Origin of the sequence: Hahella sp. CR1, assembly GCF_029813005.1 — a bacterium.
GTDB lineage: Bacteria > Pseudomonadota > Gammaproteobacteria > Pseudomonadales > Oleiphilaceae > Hahella.
On the sequence record NZ_JAPELK010000015.1, the window covers coordinates 33757 to 55215 of the forward strand.

Annotated in this window: 22 protein-coding genes and 1 riboswitch; of the genes, 8 read left to right on the top strand and 14 right to left on the bottom strand. The window is 51.5% G+C overall.

Going from position 1 to position 21459, the window contains the following annotated elements:
* Window positions 1–121 precede the first annotated feature (121 nt).
* The 3 genes from norR to ONV78_RS26945 all read left to right on the top strand — a co-directional run bounded on the left by norR (window position 122) and on the right by ONV78_RS26945 (window position 3191).
* On the top strand, window positions 122–1720 hold the full coding sequence (norR, locus tag ONV78_RS26935) for a nitric oxide reductase transcriptional regulator NorR (RefSeq protein ID WP_279507605.1): 1599 nt from the start codon (window positions 122–124) through the stop codon (window positions 1718–1720).
* Window positions 1721–1812: 92 nt separating this feature from the next.
* A complete protein-coding gene (locus ONV78_RS26940; RefSeq protein ID WP_279507607.1) occupies window positions 1813–2343 on the top strand; it encodes a hypothetical protein in 531 nt (176 codons plus the stop codon).
* Window positions 2344–2429: 86 nt separating this feature from the next.
* A complete protein-coding gene (locus tag ONV78_RS26945; protein WP_279507610.1) occupies window positions 2430–3191 on the top strand; it encodes an ABC transporter substrate-binding protein in 762 nt (253 codons plus the stop codon).
* 16 nt (window positions 3192–3207) lie between these two features.
* On the opposite strand, the gene ONV78_RS26950 is transcribed toward ONV78_RS26945, so the two are convergent.
* On the bottom strand, window positions 3208–3540 hold the full coding sequence (locus tag ONV78_RS26950; protein WP_279507734.1) for a hypothetical protein: 333 nt from the start codon (window positions 3538–3540) through the stop codon (window positions 3208–3210).
* Window positions 3506–3904: a carboxymuconolactone decarboxylase family protein gene (locus ONV78_RS26955; RefSeq protein WP_216738589.1), complete on the bottom strand. Its 399-nt coding sequence runs from the start codon at window positions 3902–3904 to the stop codon at window positions 3506–3508. Before ONV78_RS26955 ends, ONV78_RS26950 begins: the two co-directional genes overlap by 35 nt.
* Window positions 3905–4265: 361 nt before the next feature.
* Here ONV78_RS26955 and ONV78_RS26960 point away from each other — a divergent pair, with 361 nt between their 5' ends.
* Window positions 4266–4544 (top strand): hypothetical protein, encoded by a 279-nt coding sequence (locus ONV78_RS26960; RefSeq protein ID WP_127973091.1) that lies wholly within the window; start codon window positions 4266–4268, stop codon window positions 4542–4544.
* 127 nt (window positions 4545–4671) lie between these two features.
* Here ONV78_RS26960 and ONV78_RS26965 read toward each other — a convergent pair whose 3' ends face one another.
* The 8 genes from ONV78_RS26965 to ONV78_RS27000 all read right to left on the bottom strand — a co-directional run bounded on the left by ONV78_RS26965 (window position 4672) and on the right by ONV78_RS27000 (window position 14305).
* Window positions 4672–4986, bottom strand: a complete 315-nt coding sequence (locus tag ONV78_RS26965) for a DUF4288 domain-containing protein (protein ID WP_279507614.1) — start codon at window positions 4984–4986, stop codon at window positions 4672–4674.
* A gap of 565 nt (window positions 4987–5551) precedes the next feature.
* Complete coding sequence (locus ONV78_RS26970) at window positions 5552–6070, bottom strand: transposase (protein ID WP_347815434.1); 519 nt, start codon at window positions 6068–6070, stop codon at window positions 5552–5554.
* A 166-nt stretch (window positions 6071–6236) separates the two neighbouring features.
* Complete coding sequence (locus ONV78_RS26975) at window positions 6237–6614, bottom strand: hypothetical protein (protein WP_279507615.1); 378 nt, start codon at window positions 6612–6614, stop codon at window positions 6237–6239.
* Window positions 6604–7278: an RHS repeat-associated core domain-containing protein gene (locus ONV78_RS26980; RefSeq protein WP_279507617.1), complete on the bottom strand. Its 675-nt coding sequence runs from the start codon at window positions 7276–7278 to the stop codon at window positions 6604–6606. Before ONV78_RS26980 ends, ONV78_RS26975 begins: the two co-directional genes overlap by 11 nt.
* Window positions 7279–7308: 30 nt before the next feature.
* Window positions 7309–7656: a hypothetical protein gene (locus ONV78_RS26985; RefSeq protein ID WP_279507618.1), complete on the bottom strand. Its 348-nt coding sequence runs from the start codon at window positions 7654–7656 to the stop codon at window positions 7309–7311.
* A gap of 15 nt (window positions 7657–7671) precedes the next feature.
* Window positions 7672–11967, bottom strand: a complete 4296-nt coding sequence (locus ONV78_RS26990) for a DUF6531 domain-containing protein (RefSeq protein ID WP_279507620.1) — start codon at window positions 11965–11967, stop codon at window positions 7672–7674.
* 123 nt (window positions 11968–12090) lie between these two features.
* Entirely contained in the window at window positions 12091–13188 is a 1098-nt protein-coding gene (locus ONV78_RS26995; protein WP_279507622.1) for an SO2930 family diheme c-type cytochrome, read from the bottom strand.
* On the bottom strand, window positions 13181–14305 hold the full coding sequence (locus ONV78_RS27000) for a parallel beta-helix domain-containing protein (protein ID WP_279507624.1): 1125 nt from the start codon (window positions 14303–14305) through the stop codon (window positions 13181–13183). Before ONV78_RS27000 ends, ONV78_RS26995 begins: the two co-directional genes overlap by 8 nt.
* Window positions 14306–14712: 407 nt before the next feature.
* Here ONV78_RS27000 and ONV78_RS27005 point away from each other — a divergent pair, with 407 nt between their 5' ends.
* The gene (locus ONV78_RS27005) at window positions 14713–15153 is read left to right on the top strand and encodes a GNAT family N-acetyltransferase (protein WP_279507626.1); all 441 of its coding nucleotides are present in this window, start codon (window positions 14713–14715) and stop codon (window positions 15151–15153) included.
* Window positions 15140–15640, top strand: a complete 501-nt coding sequence (locus tag ONV78_RS27010) for a YbaK/EbsC family protein (protein ID WP_279507628.1) — start codon at window positions 15140–15142, stop codon at window positions 15638–15640. The genes ONV78_RS27005 and ONV78_RS27010 overlap by 14 nt, the downstream gene beginning before the upstream one ends.
* Window positions 15641–15687: 47 nt before the next feature.
* Here ONV78_RS27010 and ribB read toward each other — a convergent pair whose 3' ends face one another.
* Together ribB and ONV78_RS27020 are read right to left on the bottom strand one after the other, a co-directional pair.
* Window positions 15688–16350 carry a 3,4-dihydroxy-2-butanone-4-phosphate synthase gene (ribB, locus tag ONV78_RS27015; protein WP_216738580.1) on the bottom strand — a complete coding sequence of 221 codons (663 nt, stop codon included), beginning with the start codon at window positions 16348–16350 and terminating at the stop codon, window positions 15688–15690.
* Window positions 16351–16469: 119 nt separating this feature from the next.
* A riboswitch (FMN riboswitch) is annotated at window positions 16470–16616 on the bottom strand.
* Window positions 16617–16766: 150 nt separating this feature from the next.
* Window positions 16767–17042, bottom strand: a complete 276-nt coding sequence (locus tag ONV78_RS27020) for a DUF6127 family protein (protein WP_127973072.1) — start codon at window positions 17040–17042, stop codon at window positions 16767–16769.
* Window positions 17043–17286: 244 nt separating this feature from the next.
* Here ONV78_RS27020 and ONV78_RS27025 point away from each other — a divergent pair, with 244 nt between their 5' ends.
* Window positions 17287–18627, top strand: coding sequence for an ATP-binding protein (locus ONV78_RS27025; RefSeq protein ID WP_279507632.1), 1341 nt, complete (start codon window positions 17287–17289; stop codon window positions 18625–18627).
* Window positions 18569–19138 (top strand): response regulator, encoded by a 570-nt coding sequence (locus ONV78_RS27030; protein ID WP_216738578.1) that lies wholly within the window; start codon window positions 18569–18571, stop codon window positions 19136–19138. Before ONV78_RS27025 ends, ONV78_RS27030 begins: the two co-directional genes overlap by 59 nt.
* A gap of 279 nt (window positions 19139–19417) precedes the next feature.
* Here the strand turns inward: ONV78_RS27030 and ONV78_RS27035 are convergent, their stop codons facing one another.
* A complete protein-coding gene (locus ONV78_RS27035; protein ID WP_279507634.1) occupies window positions 19418–20329 on the bottom strand; it encodes a pseudouridine-5'-phosphate glycosidase in 912 nt (303 codons plus the stop codon).
* Entirely contained in the window at window positions 20326–21420 is a 1095-nt protein-coding gene (locus tag ONV78_RS27040) for a PfkB family carbohydrate kinase (protein WP_216738576.1), read from the bottom strand. The genes ONV78_RS27035 and ONV78_RS27040 overlap by 4 nt, the downstream gene beginning before the upstream one ends.
* Window positions 21421–21459 lie beyond the last annotated feature (39 nt).

Genomic DNA, 21459 nt, shown 5'->3' on the forward strand with positions numbered 1-21459 from the left:
AATTGCTTTGCCAGTTTGGAATGCCCTGAAATTAAAGGGAAAAGCGCTGGATTTAAGCGGCGGGAGGGTTAAAATGACCCTGATAAATCGAGTATAAAAGACATATAAGAGTTTATTTGATATGACCGATGCGCCTCTCTCCGTGTTAGTGGAGATCGCTGTGGATCTCGCCAATAGCCTGACCAATGAAGACCGCTTTGATCGCTTATTGAGCGCCGTGCGCCACGCCATACCCTGTGATGCGGTGGCGCTGCTCGCTTTGCGTGAGGATGTATTGGTCCCATTGGCGGCGCAGGGGTTGTCTCCGGATATTTTGGGGCGGCGCTTCAAGGCGGATGAACACCCGCGTTTCGAACGTCTGACCCAGTCGCGCCAACCGGTGCGCTTCGCCGCTGACTGCCAGTTGCCGGACCCTTATGACGGCCTACTGCTGGCGACGCAAGGAGATCTGCCGGTGCACGCTTGCATGGGCTTTCCCTTGTACTCGGACCATCGCCTGATCGGCCTGCTGACGCTGGACAGCCTGAGCGCTGGCGTGTTTGACGATATTTCCCAGAAGACGCTATTCATTCTTAATGCTCTCGCAGCTGCGACGCTACGATCCGCCGAATTGCTGAACATGCTGGAGTACAAGGCCAGTCACGCTCATGAAGTCGCGTTGGCGCTGACCCAGGAGGCACTGAGCCGCGATGGCGGCGAGCTGATAGGCGAAAGCGCCGCCATGGCGCAGTTGCGGCGGGAAATCCGGCTAGTGGCGTCCTCGGACTTCAATGTGTTGGTGACCGGGGAAACTGGCGTGGGGAAAGAGCTGGTCGCCCGCACTTTGCACATGCAGTCGTCCCGCTGCAATGAGCCGCTGGTATACGTCAACTGCGCCGCCGTGCCGGACGCCCTGGCGGAAAGCGAGCTGTTTGGTCATGTGCGCGGCGCCTTCACTGGCGCCAACAGCGATCGTATGGGCAAGTTCATGCTGGCGGATGGAGGCACCCTGTTTCTCGATGAAATCGGCGAGTTGTCATTGGCGGTGCAGAGCAAACTGCTGCGAGCGCTGCAAAGCGGAGAAGTGCAAAAAGTGGGGCGGGATAAACCGGAGAAAGTGAATGTGCGGGTGATCGCAGCCACTAATCGGGATCTTGCGCGAGAAGTGAAAGCGGAAACGTTTCGCGCAGACCTATATCATCGTCTGAGCGTCTATCCCATTCAGGTTCCGCCGTTGCGCGAACGGGACCAGGACGTCTTGCTGCTGGCGGGTTATTTTATCGCTGCGACGCGGCGCAAGCTGGGTATGGAGCAGATTCGTCTGGCGCCGGCGGTGAATGAGGCGTTGCTGGCTTACTCCTGGCCGGGAAATGTGCGCGAGCTGGAGCACACCATCAGCCGTGCGGCCCTGCGCGCCAGAAGCGAGCAGGCGGGGAAGCGGATTGTGACGATCTTACCGGAGCACTGTGATCTTTCCGTTCCGCTTTCCTCCTCAACTATGTCGCAGTCAGATCACACTGTCTCCTCTGAGCTGGCTTCATCGTATAAGCCTGTTAACCTGAAAGAAGAAACGGAACGGTTTCAGCGCGAACTGATTCATCGCACTTTAACCGAAGAGCAGGGCAATTGGGCCGCCGCCGCCCGCGCTCTGTCTCTGGATCGCGCCAACCTTATCAGGCTGGCCAAGCGGCTGGGCGTTCATGTGGAAAGGCGGCATGCCGTCGTGCGCGACAAACCGTAGTTCGCAACAAGCAACAGTTCGCAACAACAATAGTTCGCAACAACAACAGCGCGCGAACAAAGACCGGAAATCGAAAACTGGAGTAGTCGTTTATGTTCTGGAAAAAGCAAAACAAGGGTCAGAATGAAGTCGAACTGTTGAGCGGCCCTAGGCCGCATCATTACATGTTCGCCCACATCGCCATGCGTAAGTTTTGCGAAAGCGATCCATTACAGTTATTCGCTTTGATCCCTACCGAAGAGAGATCGCACCTGGTGGATTTTCTCTGGTCCAAAGTGTGCGAAAACTGCGATGTGGAGGGCAAAGCGGATTTTGATCCCGGTGACATCGAATTCGCCACCTTGCGGGTGAAGGAGTATCCGACGATTCTAATGAAGATGCCTGAGGCCAAAGCTGTCGCGGAGGCGATGCTGGTGGCGATAGTGCTGACGGCGGGACCGGAGATGAACGTAGAAGATGGAACGCCTCCATTCCGCTATTTTACCTTAGAGCTTGGCGTAAGCACGGAAGGTGGACTGCGTACCGTTATGTGTGAGTGGCGCGGCGATTCTCACGCTAATATGGGAGACGGCCCTGAACCGGAGGCGAGCGCGTTTTTGCAGCGCGTGGAGAGCCTCGTTTAAAGGGCTCCGAACGCCTCGAAGACTTTACAGTGATATGACAAGGGCTAGACTTATAGCCACCCCCATGAATTTTGCGGCGGGAAGTCATGCTGGTCTCACGCTGGTGCTGTTTCTTCGTGTTGATGCTATGTCGCGCTCTGCCAACTCATGCTGAAACGGCGGGAAGCGCGACAGCGGCGTTGGACGTCTACATCTCTGAATATCCTCCCTTCTGCTACACGGAAAATGGCGTCGCCAAAGGCATGGCGGTTGAAACCGTTGAGGAAATCATGCGAACGGTAGGCGAGTCCTATCCGATTCAATCCACGCCCTGGAAACGGGGTCTGTATTATCTTGCCAACAGACCCAACGCGGCGTTATTCACAGTCACTCGCACAGAACAACGAGAGTCGTTATATAAGTGGGTGGGGCCGGTGGCGATTTCTAACTTGGTGTTTTTCGCCGCTAAAGACTCCAATGTTCAGATCAACAACATGGACGACGCCCGTGTTGTGTCTCGCATCGGTACGGTACAGGGGTACTCCGCTGAAAAGCTGTTGCAACGACAAGGCTTCGCCAATCTGGTCAGCAGCCCGGGGAGTGAGCAGTTTAATCCGGGTAATTTGGTGCGGGGTTATCTCGATCTCTGGGTGACGGTGGATGTGGTGGGCGTATTTACCGCCAGGTTGCAGGGCATAGATCCCGGACTGATGAAAATCGTTTATGTCATCCAGGAACAGCCCAAATATATCGCCTTCTCCAAAGAGGTTCCAGATAGCGTGATTCAGACTTGGCAGGATGCTCTGGATGAAATGAAGCGGGACGGGCGCATGCAGCGCATTACCCAGAAATGGCTGGGAGAGCGTTAATTCTCAGCGGATTTCTTTAGCTCTGCGAATGCTGAACAGGGGAGAGGCTATCCATTTCGATGCGCCACAAAACCAGGAGCATTTCAGTCAGCTCCAGATCCGTCACGGTATCGCCGTAAATACTGAACAACGCTTTGGCGTAGGCGATGCGCAGATCCTGGCTGGTTGGCTGTGCGTACTCCGGGTTTTGCATCAGTTCGCCGGTCGCCCGCATCACAGCGGCCTGCCACCGGGCGGAGGTCTTGGGACCTCCGGCGGTGTGTTGAATCAATTTATCCTGCTCCAATCGCAATAACGTAGGGTCCTTTAACGCTTCATGCCGCTTGAGAGGTTTGCTGGCTTTTAACATGGCGGACAATATCAAGCGTTTCCTGTTTGAATGTGTCGTAGTCAATTTGCTGGGCGTTGATAAAGGTGCTGCCCATCATGGAAAGCGCGCCCATCAGGCTGGCTTCGGCGATCTCATCGTCAGTGGCTCCAAAAAGCCGGGCGGCTTCGGTATGGAATAACGCGCAGTATTTACAGCGGGTCGCGCCGGACACCGCAAGACCAATCAGCTCTTTGTATTTATTAGGGACTTTGGTTTCCGACAGCCAGAAATCCCGGGCCATTGTCCAAAAGCCGTTCACACCGCCTTCGGGCATCTGTCTTATCCATTCCGGAACCAGTCCCAAGGTTTGCTCGATTTCTCGATAGGTTTCTTGAATTGTCATGTGACACCCCCTTGCTCCCCCGTTAGGGAAGCCAAATCAGTATAACACCAGGGGTAACCGGTTTTTCCCGGGCGGTGGCTCGCGCTGAAAAAACGTCATTTTTTCAAAAGGTTGCCTTTAGATTTTTTGGCGCCTACAGAGTGACCGTTTATAACATTGCGGCAGAAGCGAAGAGGGCGGGAGTACTGCTTTATTTGACTTCAACCTATTGAATCAAAGAGAAAAAACCGTCTGTAATGTAGCGGGTGTCCCAAAATACGAAAAATGATGTATTATTGCGGCTCGTTTTCAGACGAAATCCTGACAGCGCCCGATGATATACACAGACGAAAAGCGAATCCTGAATCCCACAGGCAAATCAATGACCATATGGATAGAGCCCTGGGCTCTTGAAGTGGAAGTCCCCCCGGGAAAAACCGCCTTATTCACTGCCGACAGCGAAACGGCAGGCCAATTCGAAGTGCGGATCAAAGACGACACCTACACCATTTACGCCTGGTGCGGCAGCAGCCTGAAAGTCACCATCGACGGAGAAAAAGTCTGGGACCTGGACACCCTTAGAGTGCCTGAACTCCCAGAAGGCGTCACCGTACGCAACTTCGTGGAGATGAGTTTTGAGGGGGAGAGTGGGGTTGTTTGAGGTGGCCTAGGAACATACTGCTATGTACCACGACATAAAGCTCCTGCTGATTGATTATTGGAGAAGTGGAGTGTGATAAATAGGTAATGAAGGAGGCCCCTTTTGAGTTGTAGTGTGTGGGGCGTTTCTACTCATCTGGCGCATACATGTACTTTAAATAGTGCTCTTTGTAGAACTCATCTAAACTCAGGTCCGATTCGTATAACTCTGACCATAACTCATATCCATCAATTAATTTTTTTCCATCTTGTTTGTACGCATGCTGTTCATTGTGTGCTTCAAATTCATTTTCTAATGCATAGGCTTCAGACTCTTCTTTTCCTTTTTTATGAGCTTCTTCAAAGTCTTTTGCATAAATGCAAACGATTCTTTCTTCAAATACGTTGGCGCCTGACTTTTTTACTCCAAAATGATATATATTTCTAACTGCATACCAATTCATAAAAATATCACTTCGATTAAATGTATGCTGATAAATGGCTTTTCTCGTATTCCAACTGTCATTTTTTATCCCCTTTCTTCCTGAAAATTAGAAGGAAATATAAAGCTAATATAATTATTAGGGAAAGGCTAATAGAATAAATTAACGCCCCATATATTTTTTCCTCTAATTTCATGCATAGGCATCGGGGCCCCATTAGCAATCCGGTAAAGCCTAAAATTACTCCAATAAAAACAAATCCGAGTCGCTGTCTGTTAATTAACCTGGGCATAAAAAAGCCGCACGTAGAGAATAAAATAATTGGTGCAGCTAACCAAACTACACTTTCTATACTCATGTTTAACCTAAATCATAGTGTTAGATATGTACAAAATCGGAGTGAACAATGCTGCCTATCAATAGGATCAGTGCCTGTCAATATCAATAGGGTCAGAGTCATTGATATTTCATCACGTGAAATTTCGCAGACTTCCTATCTCCTCCTCGTCCCAATGGCCTTGCCCGTCTTCCAGTTTTGGCTTCTATCTCAGCCTTAAAACGATCATCACCCAACACCCAAGCCCTGTTAGTCGCTTCCCGGATCGCAGATAAATCTTGTTCTGGCATCTGACCACGAAATAATAGTCGGTAATGCTTCCGCCGTTTTACCCAGTTGCTGGTAAATCGAATGCGGCCTGATCAACGGAATCATTCTTCCAAGGGCATTGTGCCGATAGCTTGACCATGGATACTCAGAAGCATGCTCCACCATCTCCGCTCTGACAGGGTTTAGCTCAATATAGCGATAAACTGTTAACAGGTATGTCTCAGAATCAACTAAGGTGGACTTGTAACGTCCTTCCCACAGAGGGCTATGGGTGTAGTTAAAGTACTGAACATACTTGCGTCCTTGCGCCTGCATCATTCGACCTATTCCCTGGTCGTTTACAGGGGTGGCAAGCATATGAACATGGTTGGTCATCAAGACAAAAGCATGGATGTCGACCTGATATTTGTCTGCCGCATCCTTTAGAAAAGAGAGATAAGCCTTGTAGTCCGCCTCATCGTAAAAGCAGGGTTCACGATTGTTGCCCCGCTGAATGATGTGGTGAGCACAGCCCGAGAGTTAAAGGCGAGGTAAACGAGCCATCAGAATAATCCGTTTCTGAAATTGAGGTTGTTAGGTTAACTCTTAAGCATGTAAGGATCAATGACTCTGACCCTATTGATTCCTGAATGAATATAGTTAGCTTGAACATATTTCGACATGGCTATTTTTTACAGCTTTCTAGGGATTTTATTATTTCAGTGGTGAGAGCGTCACTAATATTATTTAGTTTGTATATCTCGTTGATAGCTGAACATATCGCTTCGCCATTGCTTGTAGTCTGAATTTGCGTGAAATTTATGGCCATGACATCGCTTAAAATTAAATTAGAAAGCATTAAGTCTAGCTTTTTCATGTCATCTTTTTTTTGTATAGAGTACAAAGTCGTGTGCTCAATAAAAGCCCTTGTAAAGCTGTCGGAACCATATTCAATGTAAGCACTCTTGTTTATTTCGCTAGAAGAGAAGTAGTATCCAGCTAAAAATGATAAAAAACATAGTAATATGAATGTTAATATCAGATGTTTCTGCTTATTGATCACTTTCGTTTTCCTCGCATGGTTCTTTATCTTTACACTCTGGTATATCGAGCCCACCAGTTTCCATGCAATTAACTACGAGCTGGTTTACCTCTGCCTTGCAAGCTAAATAAAATGGGCCTGTCGCCTTGCAAACCTTATCTAAAGTTGAATTAAGGGTGGTGCAGTCCATTTTGCACATATCTTTCGTAATTTTGGGCCTGTGCCTTGGCGATAGCCCAAATGGATCAATTAGGGCTACTGGAGAGGATTTTGCGTAAGCATATATATGATTTAAATTGTCATCTAGAAGTAGTGACTGTGAGGCTGAAAGCGGTATTTCTTTTAGTTTTGGGTCTTTGCCGTGTTGTAGAATCCCTATCGGGTCACTCTGGATATATCTCCCAATCTCTGGATCATAATCCCTGAAGTAGTTGTAGTGGAGCTGGCTTTCCGAATCATAGTATTGGCCAGGAAACCGCAGGTGAAACTCAAGTGCGTAAGTGTTTGGCTTTCTTGAGCCAAAGGGAGAGGCTTTAGCCTCCCATACTACTTTTTGTTGTGCATCGGTGACTGCCTGCGGGATACCTAGATGGTCACTATGGACGAAATAAAGATTCTCCGCAGAGACAACGGTGGTTAATAGCAGTGCAATCAACGCAGAGGCCCACGCGAAGCATCTATCCATGGTTTTACTCCTTTTAATTCCTGTAGATATTTACTTCAGCAAATATATGGCTGCTGGCGCTGGAGCCTCGGTGTGAGCTGGAAGGCTTGCACAGTTCTCCGACGCTACATCTTTGTACCAAAGCCTTACAGGTTTTCCAGTGTACAAGGCAGTTTGTAAAGTAGAGGTCCATAGTTTGCAAACATCGCCAGGGACGCTTTTAAATGCGCCGTTAAGATCGCAAATTCTTTGCGGGTTGGCATTCCACTCTCCCTTTATGTAGACACCTTGCCAAGAGCCAATTTGAACTAACTCTAACTTTCCTTCGCATTCTAATGTTGCAGCTCCAACGCTATATGAAGAGAAAAGCAAAACTAATGCGGTCCAGAACTTATTCATTTTTATCTCCTTTCATTAATAAATCATGGGGTAAACTTTGAGTGCAGGTATCAGGATCTGCAAATCCGGAATGTAATCCGCTGGGTCAGTAGGGTCGGTATGATCCTGGAATTCTTTCGAGTCTGTTGCTTTATCGCCATCAAAGTCTTCCGTACCATCTCGTTCAATAGTCGCGAAATACAGAACTTCCCAGCGATCAAGTAGCCCGTCGTTGTCGTCGTCAGCCCCAAGTCGCCCTCCGTTATGCTTATTCGTTGGATTTGTCCAATGTTGGAACTCCTGAACGTCAGTGAACCCATCGCCATCAAAGTCCTCGGCGCCATTGCGGCTCATGGTGGCGAAGTAATAGAACTCCCATTGGTCCAACATGCCGTCGCCGTCTTCATCCTCGCCCAGCTTGCCTGCGTTACGCTTATCAGTTGGGTTGCTATGGTCCAGGTATTCACGCAGGTTGTTGTAGCCGTCGCCATCAAAGTCGTCGGTGGCAGTTTGATCAAGATTGCCAAACTGGCTCAGCTCCCACTCATCTGGCAGTCCATCCTTGTCGGAGTCCTCTGCGGCGTCCCCAGGGCGGCTATCTTCCACCGGGTTTAATCCGAGAATAAACTCTTCTCTGTCCAAGACGCCGTCCGAGTCGGAGTCGCCGTTGCCATCCCGGTCCAGATTTCCGAAGTATTGGCGCTCCCAGTCGTCGGACATGCCATCGGCGTCGCTATCATCGTCTGCGCCGGGCTGAGCCACGGATATCGGGACGCCATTGGCGTAGATATATTCGCGTATGAGTCGTCCTGTGCTGTCGTGTTCAGCCAACAGCTGGCCGTCATCGCCATAGAGGAAGTGAGTATCGGTATAGCCGGCGGAATTGGAGTGTTTAACTACTCGTTGCCCCATGGCGTTATACAGGTAGTTAACCGTTACGCCATTATGAGTGTAACTTTCCAACCGGCCAGCCTTGTTGTAGGCGAAGGACTCGCCAGCAATGCCTCTGGAGAGCATGCTGCCATTGGCGTCATACTGGAACGAGCGGGCTGCTTCCCCGGTTTTCTCCAGACTCCATAGGCGGTTGCTGTCTTGTTGTGAGGTCTGTGGATTGATGTAACCGTAACTTTCCGTGATTTCTGGAGTTGGGTCTCCATCAAGACTGAGCTCTCTGGTCTGACGATTGCCGTTGTTGTCATAGCTGTAACTTAACGCCCCGTAGGCGCCCTGGGCGCTAATGAGGCGATCAACCAGATCATAATTGAAGGACTGACTGGCTGAGCTTTGATTATGGTCGGCAATGCCCACAATATTGTTGGCGGAGTTCCATTCCAAGCTCCGGTTCATGATTGACGAGTCGCCCTGGCTTTCGATTGAGCTGATACGGTATCCCTTATCATACCCCAGCTGGTTGACTACGCCGTTTCCGGAGGTATAGGCGGTGACGCCGCCAAAGGGCAGGTAGCTGAAATCGTAAGCGACAGCAGCTTCCTTCGCACCTTTCCAGGCGCGCGTGTATATGGCTTTCAGGCGGCCGCTAAGGTTGTCCCACTCGTAGCGGACTTGACGACCGCTTGGATATCGTAGCGTCTCCAGGCGTCCTGCTGAGTCGTAATCGTATTCCCAGAGATAGTGCCGATCTCCTATCAGGGTTAGCTTGTTCGTAACGCGTCCCAGGTTATCGTAGTAGTAGTTGGTTTGTCCTGACTGATCCTGAACCTCGGACAGGCGACCAACTCCGGCGCTGCCATAGTCAGTCTGGTCATAGATGTAAGTGATATTTTCCTCAAGGCTATAGGGGTAAACGACGGACGTTAGCCGGTCCAGTTTATCGTAAGCGTAATAAGCCGTGACGCCTTGTGCGTTGGTCTGGCGGATCAGGTTGCCATTGTCGTCATATTCATACAGTGTGGTTCCTGTATCCGGACTTATTTGCTTGACTAGTTGATTAAAGCCGTCGTACAGATACTGAGTTGAAAGCCCGTTGCCGTCCTTCACCAGAGTAAGGTTGCCTTGATCTTCATACTCGTAAGAGACGCTTGGCTCGTCGCCGCTATTGTCCGCAGCGTAGCTTATCTCCATCCAGCCGTTTTGGTGATAGTCGTAGCGATAGGCGCGGTCTGGCGTGGTTGAGTCGCCTTTAATGACCTTGCGCGTCATGCGGTAGTTGAAGCGGGCGTCTTCGTAATAGTAAAGCGTCTGGGTTCCTGCGCCGGTCTCGGTTTTGACCAGCCGGTCCAACGCGTCATAGACGGCGATTTCGGTGCGTACGGGTGTCTGTTCACCGGATTTGAACCAGGCGGTGGAGACTGTTTTCTGGTGCGTCGTTTCTCGGTCGGTTTCTTCCTGAATAGTCTGGTAGTCGCCGTTACTTTGAGTGATTCTGGTTAGCATTCTGGCGCTGTTATACTCGTATTCTGTCCAGTACCCTCCAGGTAGCGTGACGCGTTTCTCTAGTCCATTTTTATAATAGTCGTAACTTGTCATCCGCCCCTCAGTCGTGGTGCTCAACAACCAACCACGGTCACTGTAAGTCAGCGTCGTTGTCACGCCGTTAGCGTCGATTATCGTCTGAGGGAGTCCTTGGGGAGTATGACTCAAGTATTGTACTTGGTGTCCCGCTGCATTCTTGAACGAGCGCAAAAAACCCTCTGGCGTATACTCATAGGCCTCGCTGCTATCATTCGGGTTTGTGATGATATGTCGCTGTAGTGCTCGCCCTTCCGCGTCATAGTAGCTGTATTCGTGATTCCAGGTGCGCTGCCGGCCGGTTGTTTCAAATGGTAAGCCTTGCAAGGGTTTCCTGTCTGTAATGGTTTGGGATTGTATGCGGCCATGAAGATATGCGCCGGAGCCTGCGAGGGCGTAATCATAATCGACGGTGCGCCAGAGGCTGTTTATTGGTCCGCTGTACCGATCAATGTGGGTGACACTCCCCAGTTCGTTGTACGTATACTGATCCAGTGCAATAGTTCTTTCCGTCTTTCCATCGGCGTTCAGAGAGGAACGGCGACGGGTTTTATGCTTCTTTAGGTCGCTGTCCCAGTTGTCGCGGTACTCGTAGATGTTGTCTACGAACTCGTTTGGCATGCCGCCTTCCAGTAATCCTCCCGCTTTATAGTCATCCTGACCTGGGTACTTGCTATAGTGTTCGAGTACGCCAATCATGTCGCAGCCCGGACGATCATCTGCGCCCTGGACGTAGTTCAGCCAGGGGTTTACCGGATAATTTTTGCCGCGAATATAGCTGTGGTGGACGTACTTAATTTTGCAGCCATAGGCGTTTTTGACATATGCAGTGTGCTGTTTGGTCCCTTCCATTTCCACTGGCGTCACGTCAACAACCTTGGATTTTTCCGACTCATCGCCCAGATAATTTTGAATCGCGTGTCCGTATTCGTTATAGCTCCAGTGAGCCTTTTGCCAGTTTTCCTCGTCCGTCACCGATTCCAGTGCGGTTTGGTACAGCCAGTCCGATGAGGGATTACCGTAGGAGTCAAGGTAATGGAAGTTCACTACGGAGTCATTGGCGGCAGTGTAGCTCGGGTAGATGATGTCTTTAAGCAGATTCACCTCCGCACTATTGCGCCAGTTAAAGGAGTACGTTTTACCTTCTGGGTCCGTCAGTTGTATTGGAAGATTCGCTTCTGAATATTTGATGACGATCTCTTGCCCGCTGGAATGGGTCACGGTGGCTTGCTTTTGGTTGCCAACAAGCTCCCAGCGAAGCTGATGATATTCGCCTTGCTTGTTCTGGACCTTCACCAGCGCGCCGGAATCGTCGAAGTAGTAGCTCAACTCGTTAGGCGCTTTGTAGATATAGACGCCATCCTCGCGACTGAGCGAGCCCCACTTGGCGACGGACTGGTTGCGTAAGGTGGGTTTGAATTTACCTGCGCCTGCGTCCTCGAAAATAATCTGCTGGCCTTCAGCAGTAATCACCATTACAGAACTATTAACAAAGCTCAGCCGTTGTCCGTAGGAGTATGTCCACTCGCCATGGAAATAGGTGAATGAGGAGCTGGGTCTGACGCGGCTGTTGTAGAAGAACGAAAATGTGAGTGGGAAGCGGCCGCCACTTTGGTATACCTCATGTGGGAAGTAGACGTTTCCGGTGCCAACGTGAATAGGATCGCCAACCCCTTCGTTCCCAACAAAGCTGCCAGGGCCGCCAGTACAACCAGGGGGAGGGCCTCCACCGCATCCACCACCACCCGGAGGGCCATTGTTGGCTCCGGTCCAGGTGTCAGCGGTGTTCCCCGCCCAAGAAAAAGTAGATACGCTTGCCGCCATGGCTATGGCGATCGTCCAGCCGCTTAATCCTTTTGTCATGTTCAGAGCATTCCTGAATGGCGAGGGAAAAAGAGGCGTTATCCTTTCCCCTGTGATAACGAGTCGATGTGACGAGGCGCGAATCTTATCAAGAATTAATTATTTAGCAACGAATTCTTAACGTTATTTCTCGCAGATTCCAGATAACTGCCTGATCCAGGCTGACACTAAATCAACTCCCTCTTGATCGATCCGTGAACGCCCTAGCTCAGGCATCATAACCTCAGGCGTCACCGACGAAAGGCGTCTAAGTAGCAGTGATTTCTCCGGCTGTCCTGGAACAATATCGTATTTCAGGCCCAGGGAAGCATTGCCTGCTGCAATTGGCGGCTTGCATACCCCCAGGCGATAAAGGTCTTGAATGTCCTTGGTCAGGTAAAGGCGGGAACTGGACGCGAGGCCATTAGCGTTATGGCAATGCCCGCAATGCACATGCAAATAATCCCTTGCGCTGTTGGTGTCCAACACGGTGTTATTTTGGGGAATGGTATCTAGCGCCAACAATCCCGACAGAAACCAGAGCTCTAATTGATTCACTGCTTTCGATGCATACTTAACTTCAATGTTGAGTTGTTCGATTACCGGCCCTAGTGGGGCTAGTTCTCCCGATAGATTGTAGCCTCCATGGCAGTCAATACATTGGTGTCGAGAAGGGATAAGATATGTAAAGTTTTGGAGTTCGAATTGACTGTCAACAGAGATGGTTTCCAAGCCTCCGCCGTTTAACAATTCTGCGTCGCTTTTCGACTTATTCCAACGATAGACCAGAGGCTGCCAAACACTTTCCTTTTTTATCAGAACTCTGGTTTCTATCAGAGAATTGTCCCGAGCAATGTCCCGCGTTAGAGTTTGGACTAGAGCAGGAGAAGTGTTGGGAGGGCTTGTACCGGCCGAGGGGTAGTAAAAAGTTTTGACGAGCACAGTGCCTTCCGGATAGCTTAAAACACCGCTTGCATCGGCTCGAATTTTTTTACCGACAGGAACTTTTATTGCGCGATATTTTTTTGCATAGTCCGCAAATAACTCCAGCTTGACGTTGTAGGGAAGATACTCCCGGTTTAATGACAGCTTATTTTCTGTGATTGTAAATATTTCCCAGCTTGAGAGCTTTGCTGGCGGCCACGACTCACCCTGTTCAGCCTTTACTGGCCCAGCCAAGGAAATGAGGACAAGAATAATTAATCTTTGAAACAGTAGCCGATAGAGGTTTTTGTCAAACATCTGGAGACATTACCTCAATCTGTTCCGGTTTAGACAAGCTGCAGTGAAGCTTATTGCTTGTTATAACTTTTTTGTCCTGCCCGAGAGTGCTTATAACAGCCTCGCCACTTACACACAAAGGGAGTGGGTCTTCTTCTGTGGTTTCACCATCCCATAGAATATTTACTGCCCCAAATGGATTACTGATTGAAGTGCTTTTGACCCAAGGCGTAAATGCTGCTCCATAGGGTGGCCGATTTAGGAAATGATAACCGGCAATCAGAATGTCTGCATTGTCATTCTTTGATAAGACAGTACTGTCTATAAATACATTGCTGGTTGCAATTAAAGCGATACCTATGCCGGGAGAAAACTGAGAAACAACATTTCCTTCCAGTGCGAAGTTTTTTAGATTGTTGTCATCTATAATATTATCTTCGAAGATAATATTGTCTGACTTGGGGTAAAGCATGTCTGGCAAAGATACAATTAACGCTCCAACTGTATTGTTTTGAAGCCTATTGTTTTTTATGTAAACATGTTGACTATTTTCGGCATTTATTCCAGTGACATTGTGGTGCGAATGATTATTTTGGATTGATGTGTATATAGACTGTCCGATATAAATGCCGGCATCCGAAGCGCCAGAAACCTCAGTGTTTTCTATGGTTATGTGTCGACTGCTTACGGGATAAATACCGTACCCCCCATTGCTGGAGTCTGGCGCTTCTCCCATATTTATTCTGAGGTTTGATATCAGTACTTTTGAGCTATTTCTAATGACTACACCATCACCACCAGGATGAGCGATAGCAAAGTTTTTAAGCGTAATATTCCAGCCTCTTACAAACAAGGCCTGCGCTCCTTGCTTCTGATTGGAGAAATCCAGAATTGTTTCGCGAGGGCCTGCTCCAGTAATCGTCAGACCCTTTGTGGATACTCTAAGCTCTCGGTCGAGGAAAAAATTTCCGGGAGGTAATACGATCATATCTCCGTTCTCTGCACGATCTAGTAACTCATACAGATGGGCGCTAAAGTTATTTTTATCTACTTTGTGCTCTTTAGCGTAAAGTGAAGTCGCTTGGCCGATGCTAATAGTAAAGGCGATAAAATGTATGATCAGTTGATGGATTTTCATTCTGTTTAGAGACTGTGAAAAGAAGGGCTGTAGCTTAACCAGCGATACCCGTATTGCAAGGCTGACGGTTTCCGAGGTCGCTGTGGAGTGTATAGATCAAGGGCCAGTGGTTCAAGAATTGGCGTTATTGAGATGTGATGGAGGCTTCTTGATGACCGTATGCCCTTAATCACAATTAACTATATACTTTAGCCCGAATTTTCAGATAGTCCCTAACTTAGGGAAATCTCGGGGGGGTGTATTAGCTAGCTGAAAACCACCCCAATATATGTCTTATTTTTGTGCGTTTTTAACTCTCTACAGTGAAAGGTGACGGCAATATGCTGGACGAAAAACCTGTAGTTGTCAGATAGGTTTAATTCCAATAATTATGGAATGCTGATGCAATATTATTTAAAAGGAAAAATATGAACTTCGTATTAACAGATTCCCCCACACAAGAAGATATTGACGTTATTCATAATGGTTTGATTGCCTATAATCTGAACTATATGGATATGCGGGAGATGAAGGATTTGGCGGTTTTTTATTCTGATGATCAAGGCGGTAAGTTGGCGGGGGTGGTTGGAGAGACGCTTGGGAATTGGCTTAAGGTTAAATATTTGTGGGTGTCCGAATCGTTGCGGGGGAAAGGGATTGGCGGGGAGTTGTTGGCCCGTGCTGAGGCGGAGGCGATTAAGCGTGGTTGTCGTTTTGCCGTCCTGGATACGTTCAGCTTTCAGGCATTGCCTTTTTATGAAAAGAAAGGATACACGCTGCAATTTACATTGGAGTCGTACCCCAAGCACAATCAGGCCAAGCATTTCCTTACCAAAGAATTGATTCAAGCAGACAATGAGAACGCTTGACGACTTATATCGGGATACGATGGTTTTGTTGCAGAAGGCCAATGTGAATTATCGCGAGGAAACTCACGAGCCTGTGTTCACCTATGAAAAGGCGGAAGAGGTGGCCAGGCGTTTTGGCTTCACCGGCGCGGAAAGCAAAAGTCTGTTCATGAAACTGAAAGACGGGCGCTTTTGCATGTTGGTGACGCTGCAGCATCAGCGTTTGGATTGGAAGCAGTTAAAGAATGCGCTAGGCGGTAAAGCGTCTTTTTGCAGTGATGAGGAGTTAAAGGAAATGACCGGGTGTGAGCCGATGTGCGCCTGTCCTTTTGGGCATCCTGCTGATATCACGCTGGTAATTGATGAGTGCATATTCGCCAGTGAAAGGCTGGTGTTTTCTCCCGGGCCGCCTGAGAAGACGGTGGAGATCAGTATTGAGGATGTACGCAAGGTGCTGGATTGCTGTGATAATCCAGTGGTGTATCTGGCTGAGCGGGAGATGGAGTAGACGGAGCCGTTCGGCTCCGTCTGAGACAGGTTCGCGGCGTCGGGTAATTAAACCGCTTGATCCATCGTCTCTGTCCGATATTTCACCAAATCTTCAATGGTTAAGACCGGCATAGCGTGTTTCTCTGCGAATGCGACGATTTCCGGCAGCCGCGCCATCGTGCCATCGGGATTGGTCAGTTCACAGAGCACGCCGGTGGGCTTCAAGCCCGCCAGGCGCATCAGGTCAACGGTGCCTTCTGTATGTCCTCGACGGGATAGTACGCCGCCGGGTTGCGCGCGCAAGGGGAAAACGTGACCCGGGCGGGCGAGATCTTCCGGTTTGGCGTCGTCAGCAATAGCGGTGCGGATGGTGGTGACCCGGTCCGCGGCGGAGACGCCGGTGCTGACGCCTTCGCGGGCTTCAATGGTGACCGTAAACGCGGTGCCGTTTTTACTGGAGTTTTCCGACACCATCATCGGCAACTGCAGGCGACGGATAACGTCGTCAGTGAGGCACAGGCAAACAATGCCGCTGCACTCGCGGATCAACAGCGCCATTTGCTGCTCGGTCAATGTTTCTGCGGCGTAAATCAGATCGCCTTCGTTTTCGCGGTCTTCATCGTCCACCAGCAGGACGCCCTGGCCATTGCGAATGGCTTCCAGGGCTTTTTCCACCCGGGTGATCGCATCGCCGAACGGCGTTAATAAAGAAGTGTGTGGCTGATTCATGGGATCTCCATTTGAGTTACCAGAATCAGGGCTGTGGGAATACGACCGACTTACACCGGTCAACAGGCGTACGACCGCAACAGGCCGTGGCGAATTCCGCGGTCCCGCTGCGACATTGGCCTTATTCTCTCCCATCCGGACTGTAACCGTCGGCTCCGGCTTCTCACCGGATCTGCTGACCCTGCTGAACGACAGCAGGCGCTCGCGGGCTCGTCCACTGGAGACATACCGCCGGTAGGGAATTTCACCCTGCCCTGAGAATAAGTTGATTAAATGTGCGCTTTAAAAAAGCGGAGGCAGGATACCCCAGCGGAAGCGGGTTCACAATGTTCAATCTGAGAGGCGGGCGGCCTGAACGACATGGGTCGCCCGCACCGTTAGCGGTTAGGGGACGTCTTTACTGCAACGCTGGCGGGCTACAGCAGTTGAAACTTCACCGCCAGCCCTCCCATCAGCGTTAGAATCAGGCCGGTAGTGCCGAGCCGGATTAGCGTATGCCAGGCGGTCTGCTTGGCGTGTCGCAGCGCTTGCAGCAGCGCTCGTAGTTCACGGATATCGGAAAAAGCGTCTTCTCCTGTCAGACCTAAATCGAGCAGCGCCCGTCGGGCTCCTTTCTCCGCAGCGCAGTCCAGCAGCGCATCCAGTTCGTCCCGGGCGAGGCTCACCATGAGTTGGGCTTTTGAGGTGTCCATGTTCTCCTCCTGAGGTGTATTGGCGTATCGATGACTTGCATTGATGATCGAAATTCCTTCTTCGTTTGCGTTCTTCGCGCACCCTTCTTAGAGAGGGCTATGTTGTAGCTTATCGATCGAAACGACCAAAAAACGCAGGAGCGAATGACGGAGGTGAATTTAAGCGGAGTGCGGCAAAATGTCACATGGGGCGCTGATGGCTTGGCAAGTGGTATGATGCCCTCAACTCTGGGGTTTGATCGTTATGAACACTACAAAATATTTCGCTTGGCTGGCGACGCCCTTGCAGCGGGACAGCTTGCGTTATCTGGCTTATTACCTGGTTATGCAGTCCATCTCCCTGGTGGCGTTGCTGGCGTTGTTCAGCGGCCATTGGCGGTTGGAGCTGCCGTCGCGTTTGCCTTGGGCGGTCATGCCGGCGCAGTTGGCGATTACTGCGTTGACCTGTCTGGCTTCCATACGGATAAGGGAGTTGACCACCGGGCGCTATTTGGCGGTGCTGTTGGCGTCCACTTTGTTGCTGGGCTGGTTTCTCCACGACACCGGCGGACATACAAACCCATTCATTTCATTACTGCTTATGCCGGTGGCCATGGGCGCTGCGCTGTTGGGATGGCAGTCCAGCCTGATTCTGGCGACAGTCTGCGTGAGCATCTATTTTGCGCTGACGCAGGATTTCGTCGCGCTCACCAGTAGCCGCCCGGACGGTTTGCAGAACTTCATGCGCTTGCATCTGGCGGGGATGTGGCTGACGTTTTTGTTGTCCGTCGCCTTGCTGCTGATTGTGGTGGCGCCGCTGACTCTGGCTATCCGGCGTCAGCGTGAACAGATCGCCGCGCAACGGGAACAGATGCTGCGTGACGAGCGGCTGGTGGCGACCGCTATTTTCGCCGCTGGCGCCGCTCATAAACTTGGCGCGCCGCTGGGAACCCTGGCGCTGTTGGTGGATGATCTGCGTCATGATGTAGCTGACGCTCAGGCGCAGGACGATTTGCGCTCCATGGCGACACAGATCGATTTGTGCAAGCAGACCCTGTCGTCGATGATGCGCCAGGCGGAGGACATTCGTACTGGCGTGGTGCGCAGTGAGTCGTTGGAAGGCTTCGTGCAGCGTCTGCGTGAGGAATTCTCCCTGCTGCATCCTGCTGGGTCATTGCGTTTGGCGAGCATTGAAAATCCGCAGGCGGAAGTGCGTTCGGAAGAAATGCTCGATATGGCGATCCTGAATCTGCTCGATAACGCCGCTAAAGCCAGCGCGGAGGACCCGGTAATGGAAGCGCGTTTAAGCAACGGCGAACTGTTGTTGCGCATCCATGACAAAGGACCGGGACTGCCGTCGCTGGTAAGGCAGAATCTGGGCAAATCATTTGTTTCAATGCGTGAAGGCGGCAATGGCCTGGGGCTGTTTTTGTCCCACTCCACCATTGAACGCCTGGGCGGCAGTTTGAGTCTGCTCGACGTCGCTGATGGAACTATTACGGAAATCCTGTTGCCGATGCCCCAGGGCGCACGCTGCGACGGGGAGAATGCGACCCTTTCACAAGGAAATCCAAACGGTGAATACGCCGCTGCTACTAATCGATGACAATCAGGTTTTTCTGCAAACTCTCGCCCGCTCTCTAAGTCGGCGTGGCGAGTCTGTGATCACCGCCAGTTGCGGCGACGAGGCGCTGGCTCATTTGGAAGACAGTAGTCCGAGTCGGGCGGTGCTGGATCTGAATCTGGCGGGGGACAGCGGATTGCAACTGCTCAGCGAGATGCTGCAACGCCAGCCGCAATTACAGGTCGTGATGTTGACGGGCTACTCCAGCATCGCCACTGCGGTGGAGGCGATCAAACGCGGCGCCCTGAATTATCTCTGTAAACCGGTGACGGCGACGGAGCTGCTGGCGGCTTTTGGCGAGCCCCGCGAAGAAGCGCCGGTTGAATCTGAAGTGGATACGGATGCGACCCTGTCCGTGCGGCGTCTGGAGTGGGAGCATATTCAACGGGTGTTGCAGGAGAATGAAGGCAATATCTCGGCGACGGCGAGAGCGCTGAACATGCATCGCCGTACTTTGCAGCGGAAACTACAAAAAAAACCCGCCCGGCGTTGATGGCCGGGCGATAAAGTTTCCGCAGAGTTTCGGGACGCTGAATGCCCGCCGTGAAGCCGGACAAACGACGACCCTGGGAAGGAATGCGTTCGGAACTGCGCAAAGGGGAGTTTGCGCCGAACGCTCTGTACCTTGCTGTGAGAGGAAGTTTAGAAGGAGTCGGTCACTGTCGGGAAGACGGCAAATTGTCGCACCCAGAATGGCTTAGTTCGGCAGGCTGAAAATGATCGAACGGAGTGGTTTGGCGAACGCCGTCAAACCACTCAGTAGACAAAGAATTTAAGCGTAGTAGGACGCAGCGATGCGCGCCGCCAGGGCTGCGTTATTGAACACCAGCTGGATATTGGCTTTCAGGCTGTCGCCGCCAGTAATTTCCGCCACTTTCGCCAACAGGAATGGCGTGGAGTCTTTACCGCTGACGCCATTCTCTTCCATTTCCGTCAACGCGACGTTGATGGCCTGGTCAATCTTGGCGCGGTCCATAGCGTAGGCTTCCGGGATCGGATTGGCGATCACCACGCCGCCGTGCAGACCCATTGCCCATTTGGCTTGCAGCGCCGAAGCGATCTGCTCTGGCGTATCCAATTGATAATCCACATCGAAATCGCTGTCGCGGGTGTAGAACGCAGGCAGGGTGGAAGTCTGATAGCCCACCAGTGGCACGCCATGAGTTTCCAGATATTCCCGGGTCAGGCCCAGGTCGAGAATGGATTTGGCGCCGGCGCAGATGACCGCCACGTCGGTGTGCGCCAGTTCCTGCAGGTCGGCGGAGATATCAAAGGTTTCCTGCGCGCCGCGATGCACGCCGCCGATACCGCCGGTGGCGAAGACTTTGACTCCCGCCATGGCCGCCAGGATCATTGTTGAAGCGACAGTGGTGGCGCCGTCGCCGCCACGGGCGACGATAAAGGGAATGTCGCGGCGGCTGGCTTTGGTGACGCTCAAACCGGCCTGACCCAGGTATTCGATCTCTTCCTTGCTCAAACCGACTTTCAGACGGCCTTTGATGATGGCGATAGTGGCGGGAACCGCGCCGTTGTCGCGTACGATCTGTTCCACCTGCAATGCGGTTTCCGCGTTTTGCGGCCAGGGCATGCCATGGGAAATGATAGTGGACTCCAGCGCCACGACCGGTTTGCCGGCCGCCAGAGCGGCTTGTACTTCGGGAGATACGTCCAGATAAGTATTCATAAAAAAGTTTCCTCTAGTAAACGGTTCACGGTCGCCAGGGACATATTCGGATTGATAGTCGCCTGGTGCGACATGGCCACCGCCGAGGCGGCGATGGCGAAGTTAACGGATTTGGGCGTGGGCCATTGCGCCAGCCAGCCATAAGCGAGGCCAGCGAGAAACGCATCGCCGGCGCCATTGGCGTTGACCGGCTGGATGGGCGGCGGCGGATATAGTTGGTGACGGCCGGCTTCGCTGACGTAAACGCCCTGAGCGCCGAGGCTGATGCAAACACGCTGCACGCCTTTCTGATGAAACCAGGAGGCCAGCTGGGATAACTGTCCGTCATCCTGAGCGTCCAGCCCGGAGAGGCGCTTCGCTTCCGCCAGATTGGGCTTGAATGTGTGGATGGCGTCGAGCAGCCCGCGTAACTTGTCCGACTTGGGGCCAGATACCGGGTCGGCGAATATCGGCAGATCAGGGAACTGGCTGAGCAGGTACTCTAATACCCCCGCCGACAGGTTGGCGTCGACAATCAGCAGGCTGGCGCGCCGGATCATGTCGGCATGGCTGCGCAGGTATTCGACGCTGAGACGATCCAGAATCTGCATGTCATTGATGGCGACGGACATGTCGCCGCAGGCGTCCAGCACTGACAGATAGGTGGAGGTGACGGCGTCGTCCAGTTGCAGGCAATGGCGCATGTCGATGCCGCATTGCAACCCTTGCTCCAGCAGCGTCTGTCCGTATACGTCTTTGCCTAGGGGGGCGATCAAGCGCACGTCTACGCCTAGGCGCGCCAGGTTTTCCGCAATGTTGCGGGCGACGCCGCCGGGAGAGCAGCTGACATGCCCCGGATTGGAGTCGCGGGGCAGCAGTTTGTCGCTGGGCTGCCCGAGAATATCCATGTTGGCGCCGCCAATCACCACCACGTAAGGATTGTCCGCGAGGATATAGCCCTTACCGCGAATCGCGCCCTTGTTGGAGAGGTTCATAATATGACCCGCCACGGCGGAGCGACTGACGCCCAGACGGTCGGCCAGGGCCTGTTGAGAGATGAGCGGGTCCTGGCGGATTAAATCCAGGATCTCCTGTTCGCGTTCGGTTATCACAAACAAATGTCCGTATGTCTAACATTTGTTTGTTAGTCT